A 23,268-nucleotide genomic window follows, 5' to 3' on the forward strand; every position below is an offset into this window, starting at 1 on the left:
TGCCATTAATTTTTTTGATGTCTAGGTTTATAAATAATATAAAATAGCATGAACATACATATTTGTACTGCAGCAGCAAATATAAATATAAAGTAGGATCCATTAAAATTAAGATGTAAAAATAATAGTAATGCAGAAGTCCAAAGGAGAATTATTTGATAAAAGATAATCTCTTTTTTTCTTTTCCAAACGATATTAAAAATAAGCAAATTTAAAGATGATCCAACAACAGCCCATATAAATAAAAGCCAATTTTCATACTCAACATTAAACCAAGTAAATAGACCAAAAATAAGGGTTGCTACAGCGAATATAATACTTGCATAAAAATAGCTTAATAATGTTCTACTACGTTTTTTAGTTGCGTTTTTCCTAGGTTCTTTAAAGACTAATTGATCTAAGGTAACACCGAATAGTTTAGATAAATCTACTAGTGTAGCAACATCAGGTATACCATCTGCCCTTTCCCACTTAGAAATTGATTTATCAGAGTAGTTTAGTTTCTCTGCTAACTCAAATTGAGTTAAATTAAGTTGTTTACGATAAAAAGTGATGTTTTTGGCTATCGTAAGTGCCATAATGTCTTTATTTTCCATAAAAGTATTATAACATAAAGCTATTCTACTGTCAGTAGATTATAATAAAAAAACTCTATTTTTGTCAAAATGATAAGTAGGTAGGAATAAAATTGGAAAAATAGTATAGTAATAGGGTGAGGTGAAGTAATATGGAAAAAATACTTTTATTAGGAAATTCATTGATTAGTAAGAAGACAATTGAAGCAAATAAAGCATTAGAATATAATATTGAAGATGTTACTGAGATTGGAATGACAATTGATACTGGGTATAAAAAGTTAAAACAAATCTTAAAGATTAATAAAAGCTTTGATTTTGTTGTATTATCTTTTGGTGGTAATGATTGGGAATATGTTTGGAAAACTACTGATGATAAAAGAATATTTTTACCTAAAACATCATTTGAAAAGTTTAAAAAAACATATAAAAAGATTATTAAATTATTGAAGAAAAATCATATTAAACCAGTGTTGATTAGTTTACCACCACTTGAGGCTAAAAAATATTATGATTGGATTTTAACTCAAATTGAAGATAAAAATAATTTAGCAAGTACATTGAAAACAGAAGAAAAAGTTGCTAGATATCATGAATTATATAATCTAACAATATATGAATTGTTTGTTAAGTATGATACAAAACTAATAGATCTAAATAAAGAATTCATGAATGATAATAAGAAAGAAACTTTATTAAGTGAAGATGGCGTTAGTTTAAATCTTCTTGGTCAAGATAAAGCTAATAGTATCTTAATGAACAAATTGAGAAATCTAGTTCTATAAATATAGATATTACTTTACATTTCCTACGTATTAGTATAAAATACTAATGCATGGGGATGTCCTGGATTCGCCATGGTTAGGAACTTTATATGTGCATGTCTTGGTTACGCAAGTAAAAACGTTGAGGTTTTTAATAACCGGAAATCAAAGATTACAATTCGCTGCTTAAGAAAAAGCATGCGCCGACCTTAAATTTTCTTACGATTTAAGTAAGGCCAATTTAGTAAGATATATAAACTATAGTGCCTTGGATAGTTTATGAATATAAAAGGCTGGTATAAACATTTTTTGTTCATTTAAAGTGTTTGTATGAGATTAAGAAATGAACTAAACATGTAGACCATATAAACAGAATAATCGTGTACAGGGGTTCGATTCCCCTCATCTCCACCATCCATATATTCAATTGGTTGACACGAAGAGGGTTGAACCCCTAAAAATGCCAACTGTTTTGTTTATTTTGGATAGTGTCTTATTTTTTTATGATATTTTATAAAAAAATAGCAAGATTTTCTTATAGAACTATAATAATAAAGGGGTTGTAAAAATGAGTGAGAGAATAACTGAAGAGATATTCATACGCGAAAGTGGTGTGCAGCTAGGGGAAAATGATTTTGGGTATGTATTTCCGCAGGGAGATGCCAAAAACTTTGAAAAGATTATTTCAAGTTTGAAAAAAATGGGTGGAAAACCAGATTTTTCTGATTTGAAAGATTTGACCTCAGTTAGCACCGGGAAAGCAAAACCTGAGTTTATCATTACATTTAATAAAGATAAAAATACAATTCTAGTAGTTGAGTGCAAGCCAAAGGCAAGATTACATTCAAGTGCTGATTTTAATATGCCTAAAAAATTTGCTGTTGATGGAGCGTTGTTTTATGCTAAACATCTTAAGGATGATTACAATGTTATTGCTGTGGCAGTTAGTGGTGATTCTAAGGATAATATAAAGGTTAATACATTTTATTGGAAAAAAGGTTTTGAAAGTCCTGAAGAATTAAATAAAGCCAAAGATACCATATTAGAACCCTTGAACTATTTAAATTTGGCTAATGGAATGAAACTACAAAGAAAATTTTCTCTGCAAGAAATACGAGAATTATCTTTAATTATGCATGAAAAATTAAGACAAATTAAAATTTCCGAAAAAGACAAACCGATTTTTATTGCAGGTATTCTAATAGCACTTCAGGATGCTGGTTTTAGGAATTCATGGAACAACATATCGGATGTATCGGTACTTATCAACACTTTAATTGGATCTATTGAACGCATACTCAATGACAGCGACATTAAAAGAGAAAAAATAGATTCAATAAAACTATCATTTACAAAAATACAAACTAATGAAAAATTAAAGACCATTTCTCTAGGAGAAAGTGGATCACTTGCTTGGTTCATAGAGCAATTAGAATTGCGCATTCTACCGATGATGAATCACTATGAATATACTGAAGATGCACTAAGCATTTTCTATCATGAATTTATTAAATACAGTGGTGGAGATGGTAAGGGACTAGGAATTGTTTTAACTCCAAAACATTTGACAGAATTTATGTGTGATTTGGGTGAAATAAACAAAAACACTAATGTTTTAGATATATGTTGTGGTTCAGCATCGTTTTTGGTTACAGCTATGGCAAAAATGTGTAAAAATGCAAATGCTGAAGAAATAGTGAATATTAAGAAGAATCAAATACATGGTGTTGAGTTAGATATGGATTTGTATACATTAGCCATCACTAATATGATTATTAGAAAAGATGGTAAATCTAACATTTTTCATGGTGACTGTTTCGATCCTAAAATTTTTAATCAAATAAGTAAAAAAAATATCACTTTAGGACTAATTAATCCACCATACTCTCAAGAAGATAAAAATGAATTAGAATTTGTTGAACAACACTTAAAATATATTCAACCTAGAGGATTGGTAGTAGCTGTTGTACCAAAAAGTTCTGCAATAGGAACTAAGTACAAGGAAGTCAGAGAAAGATTGATGAGAAATCATACACTTAAAGCTGTATTTAGTATGCCTGAAGACATATTTTATCCAACAGGTGTAATGGTGTCGGTAATGGTATGGCAAGCTCATACACCACATGATTCTACAAAGCCAACCTTTTTTGGATACTATGCAGATGATGGATTTGTAAAGAGAAAAAAAATGGGTAGAATCGATTATTATAACAAATGGGAAGAAATTAAAAAAGAATGGCTGGAATTATATGAATTAAAGAGAGCAGTTGATGGAAAAACTGCATTACAATGTGTAACACACGAAGATGAGTGGTTATGTGAAGCATATATGAACGTCGACTTCTCAAATCTATCAACTAATGATATTAAAAAAACAATGAGATCTTATATGGCATATACTATTCAATCAGGTAGTATGACATCTGAAGATATGAAATATTTGAATAACTATATCAAAAATCTAAATTCTTCAAAAAATAGAGTTATTGATACAACTAATTGGCAAAGAATTCCTATAAGCATGTTGTTTGATGTAAAAAGAGGAAAAGTTAGCAGTTTAAATAGTATTGAAGAAGGCGATACACCAGTAGTATCAACTACTGAAATAAATAATGGAGTTATAGGTTACTATAATGTTGAAGCAATGTACGAAAATCTTATGACCGTTTCATTTAATGGATCATGCGGATATTTTGCGTATCATCCTTATGCTTTTAATGCTAATTCAGATGTGGGGATTTTATTTCCAAAGTTTGATATTAGTATTAATAGAGCAATGTTTATAGCATCGTTAGCCAATAAAATTGCCTTTAAGTATTCATATGGAAGAAAGTTGACTCTGGATAGACTTTATAATGAAAATATCTTGCTTCCAGTAAAAGATAAAAATATTGATTTTGAAAAAATTGATTCAATTATGGATAAAGTTTGGGAGTAAAGGAGAACTAATATGACTAATAAAGAAATACTTTTAGATAGAGATGAAATGATAGATTTGATAGATTTATCTGACGATCCTCAAGTTGCAGAGAATGATATAGAATCACTAGATTTGGATGATAAAGATTATTACTCAAATAAAAGAGAAAAACTTAATAGTTTGGGTATTGTCAAACAATCTTGGAGTGTTGGTGAAATTGTAGATAAATTGAGAAGCAAAACATTCTCTATGGAACCTTCTTATCAACGATCTTTAACGTGGAATAAAGAAAGGAAAGATTCCTTTATTGAATCATTATTCATGCGTATAATTGTTCCACCTATATACTTGGCTGAAATTAGAGATAAGGGACGCACACTTTATGAGGTGGTTGATGGGAAACAGAGATTAAGTACTTTACAAGAGTTTATTAATGATCCTAAATATACACTTAAAAAAAAATACATGGATTATTATGATAATTTTGATAACAAGTCTTTTGATGAAATATATAGAGATTATCAAGAAATTGCTGATGAAATGCTTTCTCACACTTTGGATTGCTATGTCATAACAACCAAAACAGATGATGAAATTAAATACGATATATTTTCTAGGATAAATAAAGGCGCGGTAATATTAACTCCAGATGAGATAAGGTTGGCACTATATAATTCACCACTGATGAAGTATATCTCCGATAAAATGAAATCATTAGAGAATGATGAAAGATATAAAAATATGTTCACAAAGCAAGCAATTAAAAAGAAAAAAGACTTTGGAAGATTTTTTAGAAGTATCGCATTTTCATATTCTATAACTAATCAAAATAACGAGATAAAAGCAGTTAATTATAATTCAAGACCAAAAGATTTTATCAATTCTGTTCTACTTAAATTTAAAAAAGAGGGTGATTTCAAGTCTAATGAAATTGATAGAATTATTGATTTAACTTTAGACTCACATGAGTTTTTGAAATCACATTCAAACATAAGTAAAGACTACTACATTGATGCAATTTCTTCGATATTTACTAATCTTAATGCCAATAATTTGAAAGATGTTTTACAAAAAGCAATAGATTCTGAGAAGTTTAACAAAACATTAGAAATTTCTCCAGCAACTACGTCAAATGTGAACATGAGACTGAATCTTATAAAGAGTTTTTTATAATATGAATTTAGAGTTCTTTTATCCATTAATTGGTAAGTACATATATTTATTTAATATTTTAGAGACAAAGTTAAAAGATAAATTTGGTCTTTACTTTTCATTGTGCTCTGAAAGAAGTGAGAATCATAAACTTATATCGACAATAAAGACGTTATTATTTTTACAGTCTAAGGCTGATTTATATCATTTTAATCAACTAAAGATATCAACACAGGCAATGGATTTAACAGATGTTGAAAAAATTAGTATAAATTCTATAAGAACTATTCAAATTTTGAAGTTACATGAAGTTGACAACTTAAGTAATGATAAATTTAATTTACTAGATTTTAATGTTTATAAGAAAAAAGGCAATCAAGTTAATATGAGAAGTGCATTGTTAAAGCTCAATGAACTCAGAAATAAACTGGCACATCCTAATCATCAAATCCTTGAAAACTTAGTAAGCATGGAAGTAAGCAATTCTATGGTTAGAGAATATGTTAGCAATGAAAATATTCTCGAGTGCAATATTTACTGGATTGAGAACATAATTATTCCATTCTTAGACTTAGAAGATATTGACAAAAATAACACATATGAAATAAAAGAATTTAGTCTAAGCACTTCTGACTAATAGTAGATTAGTATGTTATGTAAAGCAAACGGTAAAAGAACCGCATTTTTGCGGAAGTCCAATACTTAGACTTAAAGACAAGCGTTTAGGCGTTTGTTTTTTTATAGTCATTTTCAAATGCTAAAGGTGTTTTAAATCCAAGTGATTCATGTGGACTTTTCTCATTGTAATACTTTATATAATCATAAACAGCAAGTTTTAAATCATCTAGAAAAGTAAAAGTTCTATTATTTAAGTAACCTTGTTTCATATTAGTGAAGAATGCTTCAATAACTGAGTTATCATAAGTGGTGCCTCGTTTTGAAAATGACTGTTCTATTTTTAAAGTTGTTAGAAGATCTTGATATTGATGAGAAGTATAATTCGAACCTTGATCGCTGTGGAAAGTAACACCCTCAGGAGCATCTCTATTTTCATAGGCAGTTTTAAAGGCATTGATTATAATATTATTATCAATTCTACAAGAAACAGCATATCCAATAATCATTCTAGAAAATAAATTCATGACAACTGCAATATAGAACTTATTGTTTATGAGAGGTCAGCAAATGAATAAATATAAAGTAAAAATAATTATTACTGCTATTTCTATATTACTTCTTAATATGGTCATCTTATTTTATTTCATCGATAATTCTATGAGTTGGAATATAAGTAAGATTAGTTCTTGCATATTTGTATCTCTTTGGATCAGTTTTATTCCACAAATGATAACTTATTACCTTTTTAAAATAAAAAATTCTGGATTAGGATATAGTGTGAGCCTTGGGTATGAAATTGGGATAAGAGGATTTATTGGACTATTATTTGCACCATACTATGGAATTAAGTTTTATTTTGTAGATTTAAAAAAATTGAAATATGATGGCGAGTTCTTTTTGTAGTTTTTAAATAAGTAAATTATTTAATTGTTCATATAAAAAGAAAAGTATGAATAAAAAAGATATAGGTCCTTTTAATCTTTATGGTAAAATTGAAATAAGTGCATGCCAATTCCAATAATCATTTATAAAGATTAATTTCAAGAAAATGAGATAATTACTGCCTTGAGTAACACTTTAATGAATAATGATTTAGTTTCAATGATTGCTTATTTTAATATATACAAGAAAGAAACTATAGAAACAGTGAATGTGTAATAATCTTTAAATATTAAGATAAGAAAATTTATTTAAATAGTGAGCATGGAAACATGCTATTAAAAATAAAAAAATCACGTCACTTTGCAATTTGCTAAAAAATTCAAATAAAAAATAGCGTATCACAGTATTTGGTATCGCATATTGGAGGAACTTATGATTGAGATGTTTTTAAATAAAGAAGTATTTGTTAAAGTAGCTTTTAGTAGACATTTTGTTGAAGCGTCTATACCAGAAGAATATGTAGGAACTTTAATGGAATTTGATGAATCATTCATTAAAATTAAAGTAATCAATGCGAGAAAAAATACAGTTAAGTATATTTTAATATCCCGAAAGTACTTGATTTCAATTAGTGAAGTATAAGAAATATTTAAAAATCACCTTTTAATATTTTTTATGTAGTAAAGGTGAATATAAGATTGAAGGTAACTATTAATGGTAATAGATTATTTTATTAATTGACATAAGTAATCATATACTATAAAATATACCTGATGAGATATCAAGGTGTTCCCTTGTTATTGGGAAGCACTCCGAATACGTGAGTGCTTTTTCTATTTTTAAAAAACACAATGTATGAGCAAATTTTATGATATAATAAATAAAAATATTTTTAAAATAATGCAGATTGAAGGTAACTTATGAAAAAAATAGTGACAATGTTAATAATTATATGTTTTTCCATTTTATTAGTTAGCTGTAATAAAGTAGAAGAAAAAAAAGAACTAAAAGATTTACCATATTATACATATCTAGAAGACTCAAATCCTGAAATATTAATTGAGGTTAAAGGATTTGGAACTATGAAAGCCCAATTGTTTCCAAAGGTTGCTGCTAATACTGTTAATAATTTTATAGACTATATAACAGAAAAAGCGTATACTAAAAGCACTTTTCACAGAATAATTAGTGACTTTATGATTCAAGGCGGAATTGTGAACAACACTAAAGATTCTATTAATGGAGAATTTATGAGTAATGGATTTAAAAATAAACTTAATCATAATAGAGGCGTATTATCTATGGCAAGAACCAACTATTTTAATAGTGCAACCAGTCAATTTTTCATTATGCACAAAGATTCACCTCACTTAGATGGTAACTATGCAACTTTTGGTGCTTTAACAAGTGGTTTTGATGTCCTTGATAAAATTGCTAATGTTAATACAATAAATGATGCTCCCATAAAAGATGTTGTCATTGAAAGTATTACTGTTGAGCTAAATGGATATAAACCATCAAGTGTAGTTTATAGTTAATTACCAAAAGATAAAATAATGAATAAAAATAATAGAAACTTTTTACAAATACTGTTCATAAGGTAAATAATAAAGACTATTCAAATGCACAATTAGAAGTTTGAGATTCGAAGAGAATCGATAGGTTTTCTTGGAATAAGTCACTTAGAAACAATATGACCATCGTTGCCGTTATTAATGACGAAATAGTGGGTTTTGGTGATATTAGCCATAGCAGATATTTAAATCATCTATTTGTTAGCTATGAGCATCAAAGAAGAAGCATTGATATACTTATTTGCAACCATCTTGAAAGTAGTGTTAAATCTCAAAGTATAACAACAGACGTAAGTATTACCGCTATACTGTTTTTGAAAAGAGAAACTCTATTATGGTTAAAGAACACGAAATTATTAGGGATGGGATTTCTCTTATAATTTATAAGATGGAACTCTTAAAATTAACTCATCAATAATATTAGTTGGTAAAGTCACTAAAGATTAAAATATATACCTATATAACAAAATAACTTACTTTATTGGAAAAGTGTGCGTAGAATAAAAAATATTATTAGTAAGTTTAGAAAGTGGTGGTTATTAATGAATAATAGTAACTTAAATAAAGAAGCAATAGATGCTTTTATTATAGCTAAAGACAAAAGATTTAGAGTTAGATCTTGCGGAATTATCATTAAGCAAGGACATGTTTTAATGATCAAAAACGATATAGATGACTATTATTATTCAGTAGGCGGAGCAATTCATATCGGAGAAACAATTGAAGAAGCTTGCTTACGTGAGGTATTTGAAGAAACAGGTTATCGTTATGAGATTGATAGACTCCAATTTATACATGAAAATTTTTTTGAAAATAATGGTGAGTTATGTCATGAAATTGCATTTTACTTTTTAATGAAGCAAAATGATAATGATAAATTTATAATTAGCCAAGGTTCATTTGGTGCAATGGAAGAAAAAGTATGGATACCTATTAAGAATTTTTCTGATTATAAAGCATATCCCCTATTCTTTGCAGATGAGCTAAAGGAAATTAAAGATAAAATTAAAGTTATAACAACATTTGAATAGGCATATCTTGCGATATAATAAAAAAAGGTTAAGGATAGCTTGGTTTATAAGTTTAAAAAAGAAAAATAGGAAACATATTCGTCTCACTTAAAACTAATTCAACTATAAAAAACACATTGACATTAATTTTATAATCATATAAAATATAGATACAAGGGTAACCAGTCCCGGCCTCTAGAAATAGAGCGCGTCAATTATTAAATAATTGATGTAAAAAGTCACTTTTTAGTGGCTTTTTTTATTGTTATTTGGTGGATTCTTTGTTGGTGGTGGCATGGAAGTTTATCGAAAAATTATTAGTCAAAAATTAAATATTCCATTTTTATTTGTTTTGTACTTTACAGATGGGTAGTCATTTTATTAGACATGACAACAATTATAAATCTCAAAAAAAATTTCATAAAATAACCAAAGTGCATTTACATTTATTACAAAAACAAATGAGGTTATTGGTGAAGGTTTTTAGAAAGAAAACTAAAATGAACTATTGCAATACCAACAATTCTTATAACTCCTTTATTTGAATTAGGGTACTTATTAGCCCCCCCCTTAAACGATTAGTACAATCAAATAGTTAAATTGAAAGTATTACAGTATAGTTAAAACAATATAAAATATCGTTTGTTATTGATAATTAAATATAAAAAAATGTTGAAATTGACTATAATAATTGCTTATAAGAGCTCTTTGGATTTGATTTATTTGGACATTTTCACATTAATATGCTATTTCTTTACTATAATATTACGAAAAAATCAAAATGCATTGAAAATTTTATCTTTTTAAGATAATCTATAATAGAACTTAACAAACTAAGTTCAGGAGGAGACCGAATACATGAAAAAATTACTAAGTCTATTAGTAGTTCTTTTAGCCATAGTTACACTTGTAGCATGTGGCGGAGAAAAATATGAAATTGCCATGATCACTGATACAGGCGACATCGATGATGGATCGTTTAATCAAGGAACATGGGAGGGCATTAAAGACTATGCTAAAGAAAATAATAAAACGCATAAGTACTATAAGCCAGCTGGGGAAACAGATACTGATTATTTAACATCAATTGACTTAGCAGTTGCTGGTGGAGCAAAAATTATTTTAACACCAGGTTTTTATTTTGAAGTGCCTGTATATCAAGCACAAGCAAAATATCCTAATGTTAAATTTGTTATTTTAGATGGGGCACCTAAAAAATCTTCAAACGATAGTGCAACAGTAGGTGCTAATACCTTATCAATCTTTTTTAAAGAACAAGAAGCCGGCTTTTTAGCAGGATATGCTTCTGTTAAAGAAGGGTTTAGTAAACTAGGATTTATGGGTGGAATTGCAGTTCCAGCTGTAAGATCATTTGGTGTCGGTTTTATTGCAGGAGCATATTATGCAGCTAAGGAAAAAGCTCTAAGCGATTTTTCATTTAAAGCAGAAAATTATGATTATCTAGGAACATTCAACCCAAGTGATGCATATAAGAGCAAAGCATCTAGCTGGTACTCAGGTGGCGTTGAAGTGATTCATGCTGCAGCAGGTGGCGCTGGTTCATCAGTAATGAGTGCTGCAAAAGAAGCAAGCAAATGGGTAATTGGGGTTGATAGTGACCAAGCAGATGATTCAGATTCAGTTTTAACTTCAGCACTTAAAAAAGTAGGAGAAGCAGCTATCAAAGCTTTAGGCGCATTTTATAAAGACGAATTTCCAGGCGGAATGACATGGAGATTAGATGTCCATGATAAAGCAGTAGGACTTCCAATGGAAACAAGTAGATTTGAAAACTTCACAGTTGCTCAATATAACAAAATCTTAAAAAAAGTAGAAGAAAATATTATAGTTCCTAATTCAGGAACAGAATTAAAGACATTTATTGAAGGTCTTGACTATACAGTAGATCCACAGTTAATTACTAAAATTGGATAATATATTTTAAATTAAGAGGGTATTGTTAAAATACCCTCTGTTTTAAATTATCTTTGGAGGGTATAAATATGTTAGAAATGAAAAATATAACAAAATCCTTTGGTCCTTTAGTAGCTAACAATCATGTTGATTTTACTGCTAAAAAAGGAGAAATTCATGCATTATTAGGCGAAAATGGTGCGGGTAAAAGCACTTTAATGTCTATTCTTTTTGGTCTATATCAAGCAGATTTAGGCGATATATTCATAAATGGACAAAAAGTTAACATTAAAACACCAAATGATGCAACTAAATATAAAATAGGAATGGTTCATCAACATTTCAAATTAGTAGATATTTTTACAGTTTTAGAAAACATTATTTTAGGATCAGAAGATAGTAAAAATGGTTTTCTAAAAACTAAAAAGGCAAGAAAAAAAGTAGAAGACATTATGGAAAAATACCATATGGAATTAAACTTAGATGCTAAAATTCAAGACTTAACTGTTGGGCAACAACAAAAAGTAGAAATCATAAAAATGCTATATAAAGATAGTGATATTCTAGTTTTTGATGAACCAACTGCTGTTTTGACACCACAAGAAATTGATGAATTTTTATCTATTATCAAAGGATTTTCTAATGAAGGAAAAGTTGTTATTCTTATCACACACAAATTAAATGAAATAAAAAAGGCAGCACAACAATGCACAATTTTAAGAAGAGGTAAAAAAATAGCTACTGTTGATGTTGAAACAACATCAACTGATAAAATGGCTGAATTAATGGTTGGTAGACCCATTCAAAAAAATTATGATAAGAATGATTATGAAAAATCAGAAACAGTTTTACAAATAGATAAGTTAACTTTAGAAGGAAAGCATAAAAAAATATTAGACCAAATTTCCTTTAGTGTTAGTAGAGGAGAAATAGTAGGGATAGCAGGTATTGATGGTAATGGTCAAACTGAATTAGTCAGATGTCTTACAGGATTAACACGTATCACATCAGGTAAAATAGAACTAAATTCAATTGATATTACCAACCTAAATGTTAGAAGAAAAAACGAACATGGTATTTCTCATATACCTGAAGACAGACATAAATTTGGACTTGTTTTAGACTTTAGTTTAGCAGAAAATTTAGTTTTAGAAAGATATTATCAAAAAGATTTTCAAAAATATGGTTTGATAGATTATAAAAAAGTAAATCAGTACGCGGAAACATTAAGTGAAAAATATGATATTAGATCTGCTTACGGCATTTCAACAAAAGTGAGAAGTATGAGTGGTGGTAACCAGCAAAAAGCAATTATCGCCAGAGAAATTGAGAAAGATCACGATTTATTAATTGCATTTCAACCTACAAGAGGACTTGATGTAGGGGCAATTGAAATGATTCATAACGAATTATTAGAACAGAGAAAAAATAAAAAGGGAGTTTTACTTATTTCTTACGAATTAGATGAAATTATTAACTTATCTGATCGAATCCTTGTGATATACGAAGGTAGAATCGTCGGAAATTTTGATGCCAAAAAAGTTACTCCTGAAATACTAGGATGTTACATGTCTGGTGGAGGTGTTAAAAATGAATGAGAAATTTAAAAAGGCAGTTAATACTATTAATAAAAACTTGCTTAAATTATTTACAATTATAAAACCCAGTTTAATAGCTATTGGTATTGGACTTTTAATCGGTTTTATTATAATGTTAGTATTTAATCCAGCAGGTGCTTTCCCAGGTTTAATTAAGATGCTTTCTGGTGGATTAGGTATCGGAATGAAAGGTGTCGGTGACGTTATTGTTAAAGCGACTCCGATTATTTTAACAGGTATTTCTTTAGTGGTTGCCTTTAAATCAGGTCTTTTTAATATAGGAACTCCAGGACAAATGATTATCGGTGGTTATGTAGCTGTTCATATTGGTGTATTATGGAATCTGCCATCTGGTATTCATTGGATAGTAGCATTAATTCTGGGAACTCTAGCGGGTGCAATCTGGGGAGCTATTCCAGGTATTTTAAAAGCATTCACTAATACTAATGAAGTTGTTTCAAGTATTATGTTGAATTATATTGGTACACTTCTTGTAGTATTTTTAGTCAAGACTAATGTTTATAATGTAGATTATGCCAAGTCACTTAATATCAAAGCTAGTGCTGAACTGCCTAAACTTAAGTTTCTTTTTGGAAGTTCTGATGCTAATATAGGTATTTTTATTGCAATTATAGTGGGTATATTAATTTACTATCTATTTAAAAAAACAACGCTGGGCTATGAATTAAAGGCATCTGGATTTAATCCTGATGCGAGTAAATACGCTGGAATGAATGCTAAAAAAAGCATTATTAGTTCAATGACTATAGCAGGTGGTATCGCAGGGCTAGCAGGAGCGATTAATTATTTAGTAATTGGTACCAATTTAGGAACAACATATGACTTACTGCCTGCAGGATTTGATGGAATCTCTGTGGCTCTAATAGGTTTAACTAATCCAATCGGATCTATTTTTTCTGGACTATTTTTAAGCCACATTAGACAAGGTGGTTTCTACATGCAAATTAATGGTTATCCACCACAAATCATTGATATCATTATTTCTGTTATCGTTTATACAATTTCTATTTCAATAGGGCTTCAAATGATATTTAAGAGATTAAAAGATAAACGCATGAAAAAAACAGTTAAGGAGGAAAATTAACTATGGAATTAATTAGATTATCTTTTATTAGTATAATTCCTTTATTAATAGTTGCCTTAGGTGGTTTGATGTCTGAAAAAAGTGGTGTTACCAATATAGCCTTAGAAGGAATTATGTTATTGGGAGCTTTTTGTGGAATATGGATAATAAAAGGACTAGAAGCAAGTAACATGCCTATTCAGTTTATTTATTTTATAGGTATTTTAGCAGGAGGGTTTATAGGTGCTTTAGTCGCAAGCCTACATGCTTATGCATCTATTTCTATGAAAGCAGACCAAACCATTAGTGCTACAGCAATCAATTTATTTGCCCCAGCTTTTGCAATCTTTACTGCAAGAATTGTGATTGGAGCACAACAAATTAAATTCAAATCAAACTTTAGAATAGATAAAGTGCCTTTGTTAGGGGATATACCTTTTATTGGAGATTTATTCTTTAAAAATACATATCTTAGTTTTTATATAGGTATTGTGATTTTAATTATCGTCTGGGTCTTTTTATATAAAACCAAAACTGGTTTAAGAATTAGAGCTGTTGGTGAAAATCCACATGCTGCTGATTCACAAGGGGTATCAGTTAAAAAAATAAGATACTTATCAGTTATTTTATCAGGAGTTCTAGCAGGAATGGGTGGCGTGATATTTGTAGCAACCACTTCAAATTCTTTTGATGCCACAGTTGCAGGAATGGGGTTTTTAGCTATAGCTGTTTTAATATTTGGTAACTGGCGTCCAGGAAGAATTTTATTTGCAGCAGTGTTCTTTGGATTTTTTAGAACAGTAGCAAGTGCTCCAACGCTAATTCCTTTTTTACAAGGAGTAAGTATTCCAAGTGAAATATATCAAATGCTTCCATATGTTATTACCTTAGTGGTATTAGCATTTACTTCTAAAAATAGTAGGGCTCCGAAATCAATTGGACAAGTTTATGAGAAAGATAAAAGATAGAAATTCATTTTAAATATACTATCAGATAGATGGGTCTTTAGGATATAAAATTTTATCTAAATAATCTGAATAAATAATGATAATATGCTCTTAACCCACTTTTCTTTTAATAGAATATGGTATATAATAAAGCCATAGGTCAATATAAGGTCTATTTACATATAAACTGCCAAATAAGTTGCTTTTTTATCAACAGATATAAAGTAAATTAACCCCGTTAAAGACATTGTTTTTGACAATAAAAATTAAGAAAGGGTGAATAAAATGGCAGTGAAACCAGTAGCTAAACCTGCAGGTAAACCAGCTCCAAAACCAGTTAAAAAATAAATAAATAAGATGTTAACACAAAAGTGTTAACATTTTATATTTTAAGAGGTATATAAAATGAAAGTAGATTTATATTTACAAACAAATGACGGACATGAACTAGCTATCTATACAAGAGGAAATAGTAAAAACCCATCAGTTATTTTCCTACATGGAGGGCCTGGAGGAAGTATTAACGAAAAGTCTTTTTCATTCTTTGATTTAAACAAATGGTATGTAATCGCCTTTGATCAAAGAGGGTGCGGTAATTCTAAACCTTTTGCCAGCTTACATAATAATACAATTAAGCATAGTGCATCTGATATTGAATTAATTAGACAATACTTTAATTTAAATAAAATAACTGTCTTTGGTGGAAGTTACGGAAGTACGCTGGCCCTTTATTATGCAATTGAGCATCCAGAAAAAATCGAATCACTTGTTTTAAGAGGTATCTTTTTAGGGAGAAATGAAGATGTTTCATGGCTATATCAAGAAGGAGCTTCATACTTTTATCCAGAAGAACATAATAAGTTTAAAGAATTTATTAAAAAAGATAAACAAGGAAATTTAGTGAATGCTTATTATCAAATTTTCACCTCAAATGATGAAGAAAATAAAATGAAGGCTTGTAAAATATGGTCTGATTGGGAATCTTCAGTCGTGAATTTGGTTCAAAAAAAGGAATTTATTAAAGAAGAGATTACTAAAAGAGATATTAGTATTGCCTTATTAGAATGTTACTATTTTGAAAATAAAATGTTTTGGAATGATGATAATTATATTTTAAATAAGGTAGATAAAATTAAAGATATTCCTATTTACACAGTTCATGGCAGATATGATGTTGACTGTAGATTAAGTGGTGCATATCAGTTACATGAAAAATTAAATAACGGAATATTATATACAGCTGAAAGAAGCGGACATAGTCCTTATGAGGAAGAATCTTTTAGACTTTTAAAAAATATAATGAAAGATCTAGAAAGTTAAAAATTCATTAATATATTAAAATAAAGGTATAATAAAGTAAAGCTTCATAAAAGGAGTGTTCACATGGAATCTATTTTAAAGATATTAGAAACAAGATTTAAAAATAATATGCATAGACACCCTAATGTTAGTTGGGATATTGTTGTAAAAATGATTGAAAAAGATCCATCGAAAATAGAATCACTTTCTAACATGGAAAAAACTGGTGGAGAACCCGATGTTATTTTTTACGATCCTGATCATGCTAAATTGATATTTATGGATTGTTCTAAAGAAACACCTAAAGGAAGAAGAAGTTTATGCTATGATAATGATGCTCTTATAGGTAGAAAAAAGTTTCCTCCTAAAGATAGTGCCCTTAATCTTTCTGAAACTATGGGAGTAGAACTCCTAAATCAAGAAGACTACTTATACTTACAAACATTAGAACCAGTTGATTTAAAAACTTCTAGTTGGATTTTAACGCCGAAAGAGATTAGAGAGTTAGGTGGCGCACTTTTTTGTGATAATAGATATAATAAAGTGTTTACTTATCATAATGGGGCAGATTCATATTATGAAGCTAGAGGTTTTAGAACTAAACTAGTCTTTGTGGAAAGGTAATCTAAAGCAAGCGCTTTAGCAAAAAAATGTAAATGGAAAAGAAAATCATTATTTCTGATTTTGATGGCACTTTTTATAGAACAAAAGAAGAACTTATCAAAAATATTAAAATAATTAATAAGTTTAGAACAGACAAAAATGTATTCATGATTGCTACAGGTAGATCGTATGTTGGTTTTTTAGAACAAATAAAAGATTATCCTGTCTTTTATGACTACATTATTTTATGCAATGGTGCACTTATCCTAAATAATAAAAATGAATATATAAAACATTACAGTATAGAAAGAGATCTAATTAATCAGATTAACACATTTTTAATTCAGTTTTCTTCATTTATAAAAAAGTTTACCTATGTTTCAAAATATAAAAATTTTGATAATGATCAATTAGATATTGAAATGTTAAAAATTAAGTTACATCTTGATGATGATCAAATAGCACCCAAAATTTGTGCAGCACTCCTTTCTAAATTTAAAAATATAAATGCTTATATCATTCCCTTAAATAAAGGATGCTTAATAGAAATAATTTCTAATGAAACAAGCAAATCTAAAGCAATTAAATACCTTAGTGGTAAGTTAGAATATTCTCAGAAAGAAATAATTACTATAGGAGACTCTGATAATGATTTAGAAATGATTCTTGATTTTAATGGATATGCCATAAACTCAGCTACTAATGAATTTATAAGTAAAGCAGGAAGAACAATAGAGGATATTTCCACATTAATAGAAAAACATGCAAAGATACTTTGAGTGTTTTTTTTTGCCTATTTTACAAAAAAAAATAAAAATGATATAATATATACTATACAGTATATGACATATACTATAAAGAGGTGAATGAACCAGATGGGTACTAATTCTTTTATTGAAGTAAAAAATTTTAAGATGGGTAAACTAAAATGGATTTTTACAGGAGTCCTATTTTCATTAATGATTTTTATCGTTAACTCAACAATGAAATCTACGGCTAAAAGACCTTTAGATCCGCTTGATTCTAGCGAAAAGCTAGTAGAAACACTTAATAAACCTAAAAATGGTACACCATCAGAATACTCAGCTTTTGAAAATTATCAGATTGCGGCGGGTATTATTTATAATGCAACTTACTTTGAGGCAAAAACTGCTGGAGAAGTAGTAGCAAATGCTCCTGTCATTGGAAATGTCACACAAAAACTAGAATCACTTAGAATCAAAAAATATCACCAATTGTACACAGAGCTTAAGTCAACTGGTACTGTTAATGCAGCCGAACAAAAATTTATCTCAAAAAGCAATGACAATGTTCAAGTATTTTATGCAAAAGGAGATTTTAATAAAAATAATGTAACGTGGTCAGATCCATCTAGTTTAAGCATGGAAACTTATCTTAATAATTATGGGGCCTTCCCTTTTGAAATTGGTAAGTACCGAATTAATTTAAAAACAATTCTTGATCAAAAAATGACCAAAGAAAAAGATCATTACATCTTAACCTTTAAAATAGATGTAGCAGACGTAACTGAAGCAGGAATTACCTCTTTTAATCCTTCAATTAGTAGTTACTATAGAGAATTAGAAACTGTTGGTGATGCAGTAGTAGAAAGTTTCAATTCATTAAAAGTAGTCTTAACAATAGATGAAAATTGGTTACCTATTTCATCACAGGTAGAAGAGTCTTACACCGTTAAAAAGTTTGGTTTTTCAGTTTTAACTAAAGGAAATATGACTGAAACTTATACGGATATTAATGCAGATAAGCCATTTCCAGAATACGTAGATAAATACCTAGAACTTGCTGATAAAAATGAAACCTTACCAGAGTATAAAGAAGAAAAAACTGCTTCTAATTATATAATGGATGTTATTAATTCAATCATGGCTAAACCTATAGTGTTTGATGCAAATATTAAGATGAATCAAATAACACAAGATTTATCTCTTGGTATAAACATTGACACTAAAGAAGGCTTAAATTTCAATTTAGCAGCCCAAATAGATAATATCGGACGATTCTTATACAAGAATAATCAAATCTATTTTAAAGTTGATTCTAATCAAAGTTTAAATGGTTATATCAATCAAGATAGTATTAAAAAATTACTAGATAAATTTGGGGTAGAAATCTCTACTGAAACACTTGATTTAAATGCTTTATTAACAGATATAACAGAAAATGCTACCTTAGAAAAAATTAATAACGATATAAACATTCTATTAGCATTAAGATTAGGTGATAAAAATATAAATATTAATCTTCAATTAAATGAACAAAATGCTACAGTAACTATCAAGAAAATACAAATTACTATGGATGATATAGTAGAAATAACTTTAAAAGTGTCTGATAAAGAATATCAATCATTAGAATTTAATATAAGTGATCTTACAAATAAAGACTTATATTTAGAACAACTAGAAAAAATATATGAACTAATTATGTTTGAAACAGTTCAATTTAACGGTGGATTTAAGGTAAACTCTACTGATATTAAACTATTTGGACAATTAAATAGAAATAAAGAATTGGATGTGGACCTTTTAGTTAACGATAGTCTAGAAATTAATTTTTCATTTAGACAAAATATTCTTTATATAAGAATTGGTAGTATGAGAATATCAGGAACAATCAATCAACTAAAAGAGATATTAGAAATTATAAAAGACTACTCAGAGATTAATATCCCAGAGTTTACACTAAATGAAGAAGTACTAAAAGAAATTGTTTCTGTATTTAATACACTGCAAATTGATTCGCAAACAATTAGCATAGCGATTAAAGATTTAATAGCTTCATTAAAGTTTAATAACGAAAATAATGAATATCAATTTAACTTAGACTTTAATAATATTAGTGGTAATATCAACTTAGTTATTAATGAAGAGATTAAACTAAAAGAAATTGATATAGATTATATTGAAATAAATCAATTTATACCACTTATTAAAAATATTTTACCCATCATAAAAAATAAGCAAGCGCACTTAGAACTGCCAGAACTAGTTTTAAATGTAAATAACAAAGAATTACTGATAAGTGCTTCATTAAATATAGACTTTGATAAAAATATCTATCAATTAGAATTGAAATATTCTAATAACAAAGTCAAACTTACTTACGAAAATGAAAATATTTACCTAAGTTTAAACGATAAACTTAAACTTAAAACTAGTAAAGATGAACTCATACATCATCTGAAAAAATTGACAGACTTACCAGAATTATCAGATTTAATTGAAAAAATAGATATCAAGGAAATCTTAAATCAATTAGTATTTAAAACAAATAATGACGTATTAGAAATCACGTATGATAACATCAAACTTGATATCATCACTACTGATAATCATATAGATTTAATGAATATTCATTTTAAGGATATTAAAATACCTAAATTAAGAATAGATTCAAACTATACATATCAATCAATTGATATTACGGAATATAAAGAACCAGACTTTCTTTATAGTATTTTTGATGATATTAAAACAATATTAGACTCAAAAACAGTTTATGCAAAGATTGAGTTAAGTATAGACGGTGAAATAGTTAAAGGTATGATCTATCTTGACTTTAATGAAGGATTAAAGATAGATATTGAAGCTTACTATAAAAACCAATTATTTGAGTTAATGATTAGAAATAAAGATATTTACTTTAAAACAGGTCATATCAAGTTAAGAGCGCATCTTGATGATTTATCAGAAATAGTAAAAGAGCTAAAGACCTTCATTCCTAATATTGATGAAAATCAAATTAAAAGTATGATGAATCTAGACATAGATAAGATAATTGAATATATAACAAACATAGAATTAACAAAAGAGAGTCTTTCACTTAATATTGAAACTCATATGATAAAACTAATTAAAACTGATACACTCAATATAAGTTATGTTGGAAAAGTAGATCTCTTAAATATTAACGGTAACCTCAGTTTAATTACTAATGAAGAAATTAAACTAAAAGTAATAAACTCAGAAGAATTTAATCAATTAAAAGATCTTACAAATAAACTAGATGAAGTTAAGAACTTTTTAAAACAGCTAGAAGAGAATAAAGAAGTAACGATTTATCTTGATGGTATACTTAATGTTGCTGGAGTAAGTGATTATCTTGAATTTAATAAAATCAAAGGATTTATAAATATTAAAAAAACTGACGACTCAACTAGTGATAAATATACCGTATATATGAGTTTTGACGAAATATTTGGGCAGAAAATCACTGTTCATTACATGACAGATGGGTTTATATATATTAGCATTAATGATGGTATAAAATTAAAAGTAGAACTTAGTCAATTAGAAAGTATAATTAAAGAAATCAATAGCTATTTACCTGAAGGTTTAGCACCAATTCCAGAGATAAACCTTAACGAAATAACTGATTCTATTAGAAATACTGAAATTGATTTTATTAAACTTATAAATAGTATAATGAAATTAAACTGGACAAATGAATGGTTGGCATTGAACTTAGAACAAAATTCAATTAAAACAAATATAATGATGTTACTTTATAATCTTGAAGCAGTTAACTTATCAGGAAACTTAAAATACATCAATAACAATCAAAAAGAAGTCTTTAGATTAGATTTTGAAAGCTTAATAATCAGCTTAAATAAAAATAATATATCAAATAACATAAATACAGAGGATTATATAAATATTGAGGAGTTAATGGAGTTTATACCAGCAATCATCAATACACTAGACTATTCATATTACGGAATTGAAATTAATACAAGACTTTTGAATAACCAGACAAAAGAGTCGTTATATATAGTAGGTAGAACTGAAGTCTTACCAACAACTAAAATATCAGAAGTTAGTTTTCCAGAACTTTACTTAGAACTGTTTATTGATACAAAACTAATTAATGATGTTAAAAATGCTCAACATAGAATCAAAGTACTTATTAGAAAAAATAATAATGATACTATAATTTCTGTGAATTATAATGATATGAAAATAGAAATTGGATATGAAAAAGCATTACAAATTGTTGATACAATATTAAAGATATTAGATTTGAGAATTCCACCAATTCAAAACCTACTAAAAAATATAGATTCATATGAACCAATAGATACTAAAGCATTTGAAAAGATGGAATTTGCCTCATTAAATGAGTTAAGAGATAAAGTAAATACCTTCTTTGAAAATAATAATGAAACATCTAACTATCAAGAAATGATAAAAAATGTATTAACAACCTCACTTGATCGCATTCTAAAAACAACAGTATTAGAATATAGTAATGGCCAAGTAATTTTTAAAATAGAAAATGATGTCTTAACAAAAGAAGGTAATGGCCAAGCAATTATTACTATTTCTAAAGCAAAAGAACAGTATAAAGATAGACTATTTAGTCTAAACATTGATAACTTAAATATTTCAAATACGATTATTAACGCTAATGTTATACTAGACTCTGTGAATGGAAATATAGATAAACGAAAAAATCAAGAAGACTTTAAAGATAGCATGAACTTTGATACCATTTACGACTTCTTAAGATCAACTAGTAAACTAGCGACCCTAAGTGATTATCATATACATGGAAATATAAAAGTGAATATGAAAGTCATAGGCATACCTCTAAACTGGTCTATTCCGTTAGAACTACACATGAAGGTATTAGACGGGAAAGTAGAGCTTTACGGAACACTTCTTGGTATACCAGTTGTAACTGGTGTTAACAATGACGTGCCATATAAAGTAGGAGATACGGGTCCAGGTCATGATAGAAATCTCTATTTTTATTATTCACAAGGAACGCTTTATCTACATAGAAAAGAAAAAGTAAGTAGATTTCTTCAAAAAGATAGAGACTATGAAAAGAAGACTAAAGTTACTTTGGAAGAATTTAATAATAATCCATATCAAATCATTAAGTGGATTGTTGGATTTAGTGATACAATCATGAATGCAATCCAAGATGCATTCCAAAAACCAAGAGAAGTGCCATATGTACCAGAAAAAATTCTAACAAATTATCAATATGACAATAAGAGTACTACTCTTACATTAGATATGGGCGTTATATCAGGCAATAAAGATTTAAAGAAAATGGATTTAACCCTATCTGCGATAAATAATACTAACAATAAGTATTATAACTATTTATATCAAGCTAAGTTTAATTTAAATATTAATGTATCTGTATTAAATATGGATTTAGGAACAGATAACTTAGAAGTATATGATATGGGTAAACCAGTAGACTTAAAGCCACTTAAGGATTATATTGCAAAAAACTAAATTTAAGGGTGCATTCGTAAGCGAATGTACCTTTAAATATGAATTGACAAAAAAGT

At 28.1% G+C, this 23,268-nt stretch carries 19 protein-coding genes and 1 other RNA gene; 18 read left to right on the plus strand and 2 right to left on the minus strand.

What is annotated here, in order from left to right; all coding sequences use genetic code 11:
- Nucleotides 1-5 precede the first annotated feature (5 nt).
- A complete protein-coding gene (locus BN854_RS07480) occupies nt 6-596 on the minus strand; it encodes a helix-turn-helix domain-containing protein (RefSeq protein ID WP_084600832.1) in 591 nt (196 codons plus the stop codon).
- A gap of 131 nt (nt 597-727) precedes the next feature.
- Between BN854_RS07480 and BN854_RS04275 the strand changes: the two genes are divergently transcribed.
- The 5 genes from BN854_RS04275 to BN854_RS04290 all read left to right on the plus strand — a co-directional run bounded on the left by BN854_RS04275 (nt 728) and on the right by BN854_RS04290 (nt 6,048).
- Complete coding sequence (locus tag BN854_RS04275) at nt 728-1,360, plus strand: SGNH/GDSL hydrolase family protein (RefSeq protein WP_026659550.1); 633 nt, start codon at nt 728-730, stop codon at nt 1,358-1,360.
- Between the two features lie 52 nt (nt 1,361-1,412).
- Nucleotides 1,413-1,753: a transfer-messenger RNA gene (ssrA, locus tag BN854_RS07560) on the plus strand.
- Between the two features lie 154 nt (nt 1,754-1,907).
- A complete protein-coding gene (locus tag BN854_RS07565; protein WP_026659555.1) occupies nt 1,908-4,277 on the plus strand; it encodes an N-6 DNA methylase in 2,370 nt (789 codons plus the stop codon).
- A gap of 12 nt (nt 4,278-4,289) precedes the next feature.
- Complete coding sequence (locus BN854_RS07485; RefSeq protein WP_026659563.1) at nt 4,290-5,432, plus strand: DUF262 domain-containing protein; 1,143 nt, start codon at nt 4,290-4,292, stop codon at nt 5,430-5,432.
- Nucleotide 5,433: 1 nt separating this feature from the next.
- Entirely contained in the window at nt 5,434-6,048 is a 615-nt protein-coding gene (locus BN854_RS04290) for a hypothetical protein (protein WP_026659569.1), read from the plus strand.
- An 85-nt stretch (nt 6,049-6,133) separates the two neighbouring features.
- On the opposite strand, the gene BN854_RS04295 is transcribed toward BN854_RS04290, so the two are convergent.
- Nucleotides 6,134-6,583 carry a DDE-type integrase/transposase/recombinase gene (locus BN854_RS04295; protein ID WP_331707416.1) on the minus strand — a complete coding sequence of 150 codons (450 nt, stop codon included), beginning with the start codon at nt 6,581-6,583 and terminating at the stop codon, nt 6,134-6,136.
- Nucleotides 6,584-6,596: 13 nt separating this feature from the next.
- Here BN854_RS04295 and BN854_RS04300 point away from each other — a divergent pair, with 13 nt between their 5' ends.
- The 13 genes from BN854_RS04300 to BN854_RS04355 all read left to right on the plus strand — a co-directional run bounded on the left by BN854_RS04300 (nt 6,597) and on the right by BN854_RS04355 (nt 23,212).
- Complete coding sequence (locus tag BN854_RS04300; protein ID WP_045959773.1) at nt 6,597-6,932, plus strand: hypothetical protein; 336 nt, start codon at nt 6,597-6,599, stop codon at nt 6,930-6,932.
- A 411-nt stretch (nt 6,933-7,343) separates the two neighbouring features.
- Nucleotides 7,344-7,553, plus strand: coding sequence for a hypothetical protein (locus BN854_RS04305; RefSeq protein WP_026659594.1), 210 nt, complete (start codon nt 7,344-7,346; stop codon nt 7,551-7,553).
- Between the two features lie 278 nt (nt 7,554-7,831).
- Nucleotides 7,832-8,449 (plus strand): peptidylprolyl isomerase, encoded by a 618-nt coding sequence (locus BN854_RS04310; protein ID WP_026659601.1) that lies wholly within the window; start codon nt 7,832-7,834, stop codon nt 8,447-8,449.
- Between the two features lie 155 nt (nt 8,450-8,604).
- Nucleotides 8,605-8,865, plus strand: a complete 261-nt coding sequence (locus BN854_RS08110) for a GNAT family N-acetyltransferase (RefSeq protein WP_026659608.1) — start codon at nt 8,605-8,607, stop codon at nt 8,863-8,865.
- Between the two features lie 162 nt (nt 8,866-9,027).
- Nucleotides 9,028-9,516 carry an NUDIX hydrolase gene (locus tag BN854_RS04315; protein WP_026659614.1) on the plus strand — a complete coding sequence of 163 codons (489 nt, stop codon included), beginning with the start codon at nt 9,028-9,030 and terminating at the stop codon, nt 9,514-9,516.
- 837 nt (nt 9,517-10,353) lie between these two features.
- A complete protein-coding gene (locus BN854_RS04320; RefSeq protein WP_026659621.1) occupies nt 10,354-11,430 on the plus strand; it encodes a BMP family lipoprotein in 1,077 nt (358 codons plus the stop codon).
- Nucleotides 11,431-11,498: 68 nt separating this feature from the next.
- On the plus strand, nt 11,499-13,007 hold the full coding sequence (locus BN854_RS04325) for an ABC transporter ATP-binding protein (protein ID WP_026659626.1): 1,509 nt from the start codon (nt 11,499-11,501) through the stop codon (nt 13,005-13,007).
- A complete protein-coding gene (locus tag BN854_RS04330) occupies nt 13,000-14,112 on the plus strand; it encodes an ABC transporter permease (RefSeq protein WP_026659631.1) in 1,113 nt (370 codons plus the stop codon). Before BN854_RS04325 ends, BN854_RS04330 begins: the two co-directional genes overlap by 8 nt.
- Nucleotides 14,113-14,114: 2 nt before the next feature.
- Nucleotides 14,115-15,059 (plus strand): ABC transporter permease, encoded by a 945-nt coding sequence (locus BN854_RS04335; protein WP_026659637.1) that lies wholly within the window; start codon nt 14,115-14,117, stop codon nt 15,057-15,059.
- Nucleotides 15,060-15,443: 384 nt separating this feature from the next.
- Nucleotides 15,444-16,358: a prolyl aminopeptidase gene (gene pip / locus BN854_RS04340; protein WP_026659647.1), complete on the plus strand. Its 915-nt coding sequence runs from the start codon at nt 15,444-15,446 to the stop codon at nt 16,356-16,358.
- 63 nt (nt 16,359-16,421) lie between these two features.
- Nucleotides 16,422-16,961, plus strand: coding sequence for a DUF4256 domain-containing protein (locus tag BN854_RS04345; protein ID WP_026659652.1), 540 nt, complete (start codon nt 16,422-16,424; stop codon nt 16,959-16,961).
- Between the two features lie 32 nt (nt 16,962-16,993).
- Entirely contained in the window at nt 16,994-17,719 is a 726-nt protein-coding gene (locus BN854_RS04350; RefSeq protein WP_026659661.1) for an HAD family hydrolase, read from the plus strand.
- A 96-nt stretch (nt 17,720-17,815) separates the two neighbouring features.
- The gene (locus tag BN854_RS04355) at nt 17,816-23,212 is read left to right on the plus strand and encodes a ligand-binding sensor domain-containing protein (RefSeq protein ID WP_026659671.1); all 5,397 of its coding nucleotides are present in this window, start codon (nt 17,816-17,818) and stop codon (nt 23,210-23,212) included.
- Nucleotides 23,213-23,268: the final 56 nt, after the last annotated feature.

This window comes from Alteracholeplasma palmae J233 (assembly GCF_000968055.1).
Lineage (GTDB): Bacteria > Bacillota_I > Bacilli_A > Acholeplasmatales > Acholeplasmataceae > Alteracholeplasma > Alteracholeplasma palmae.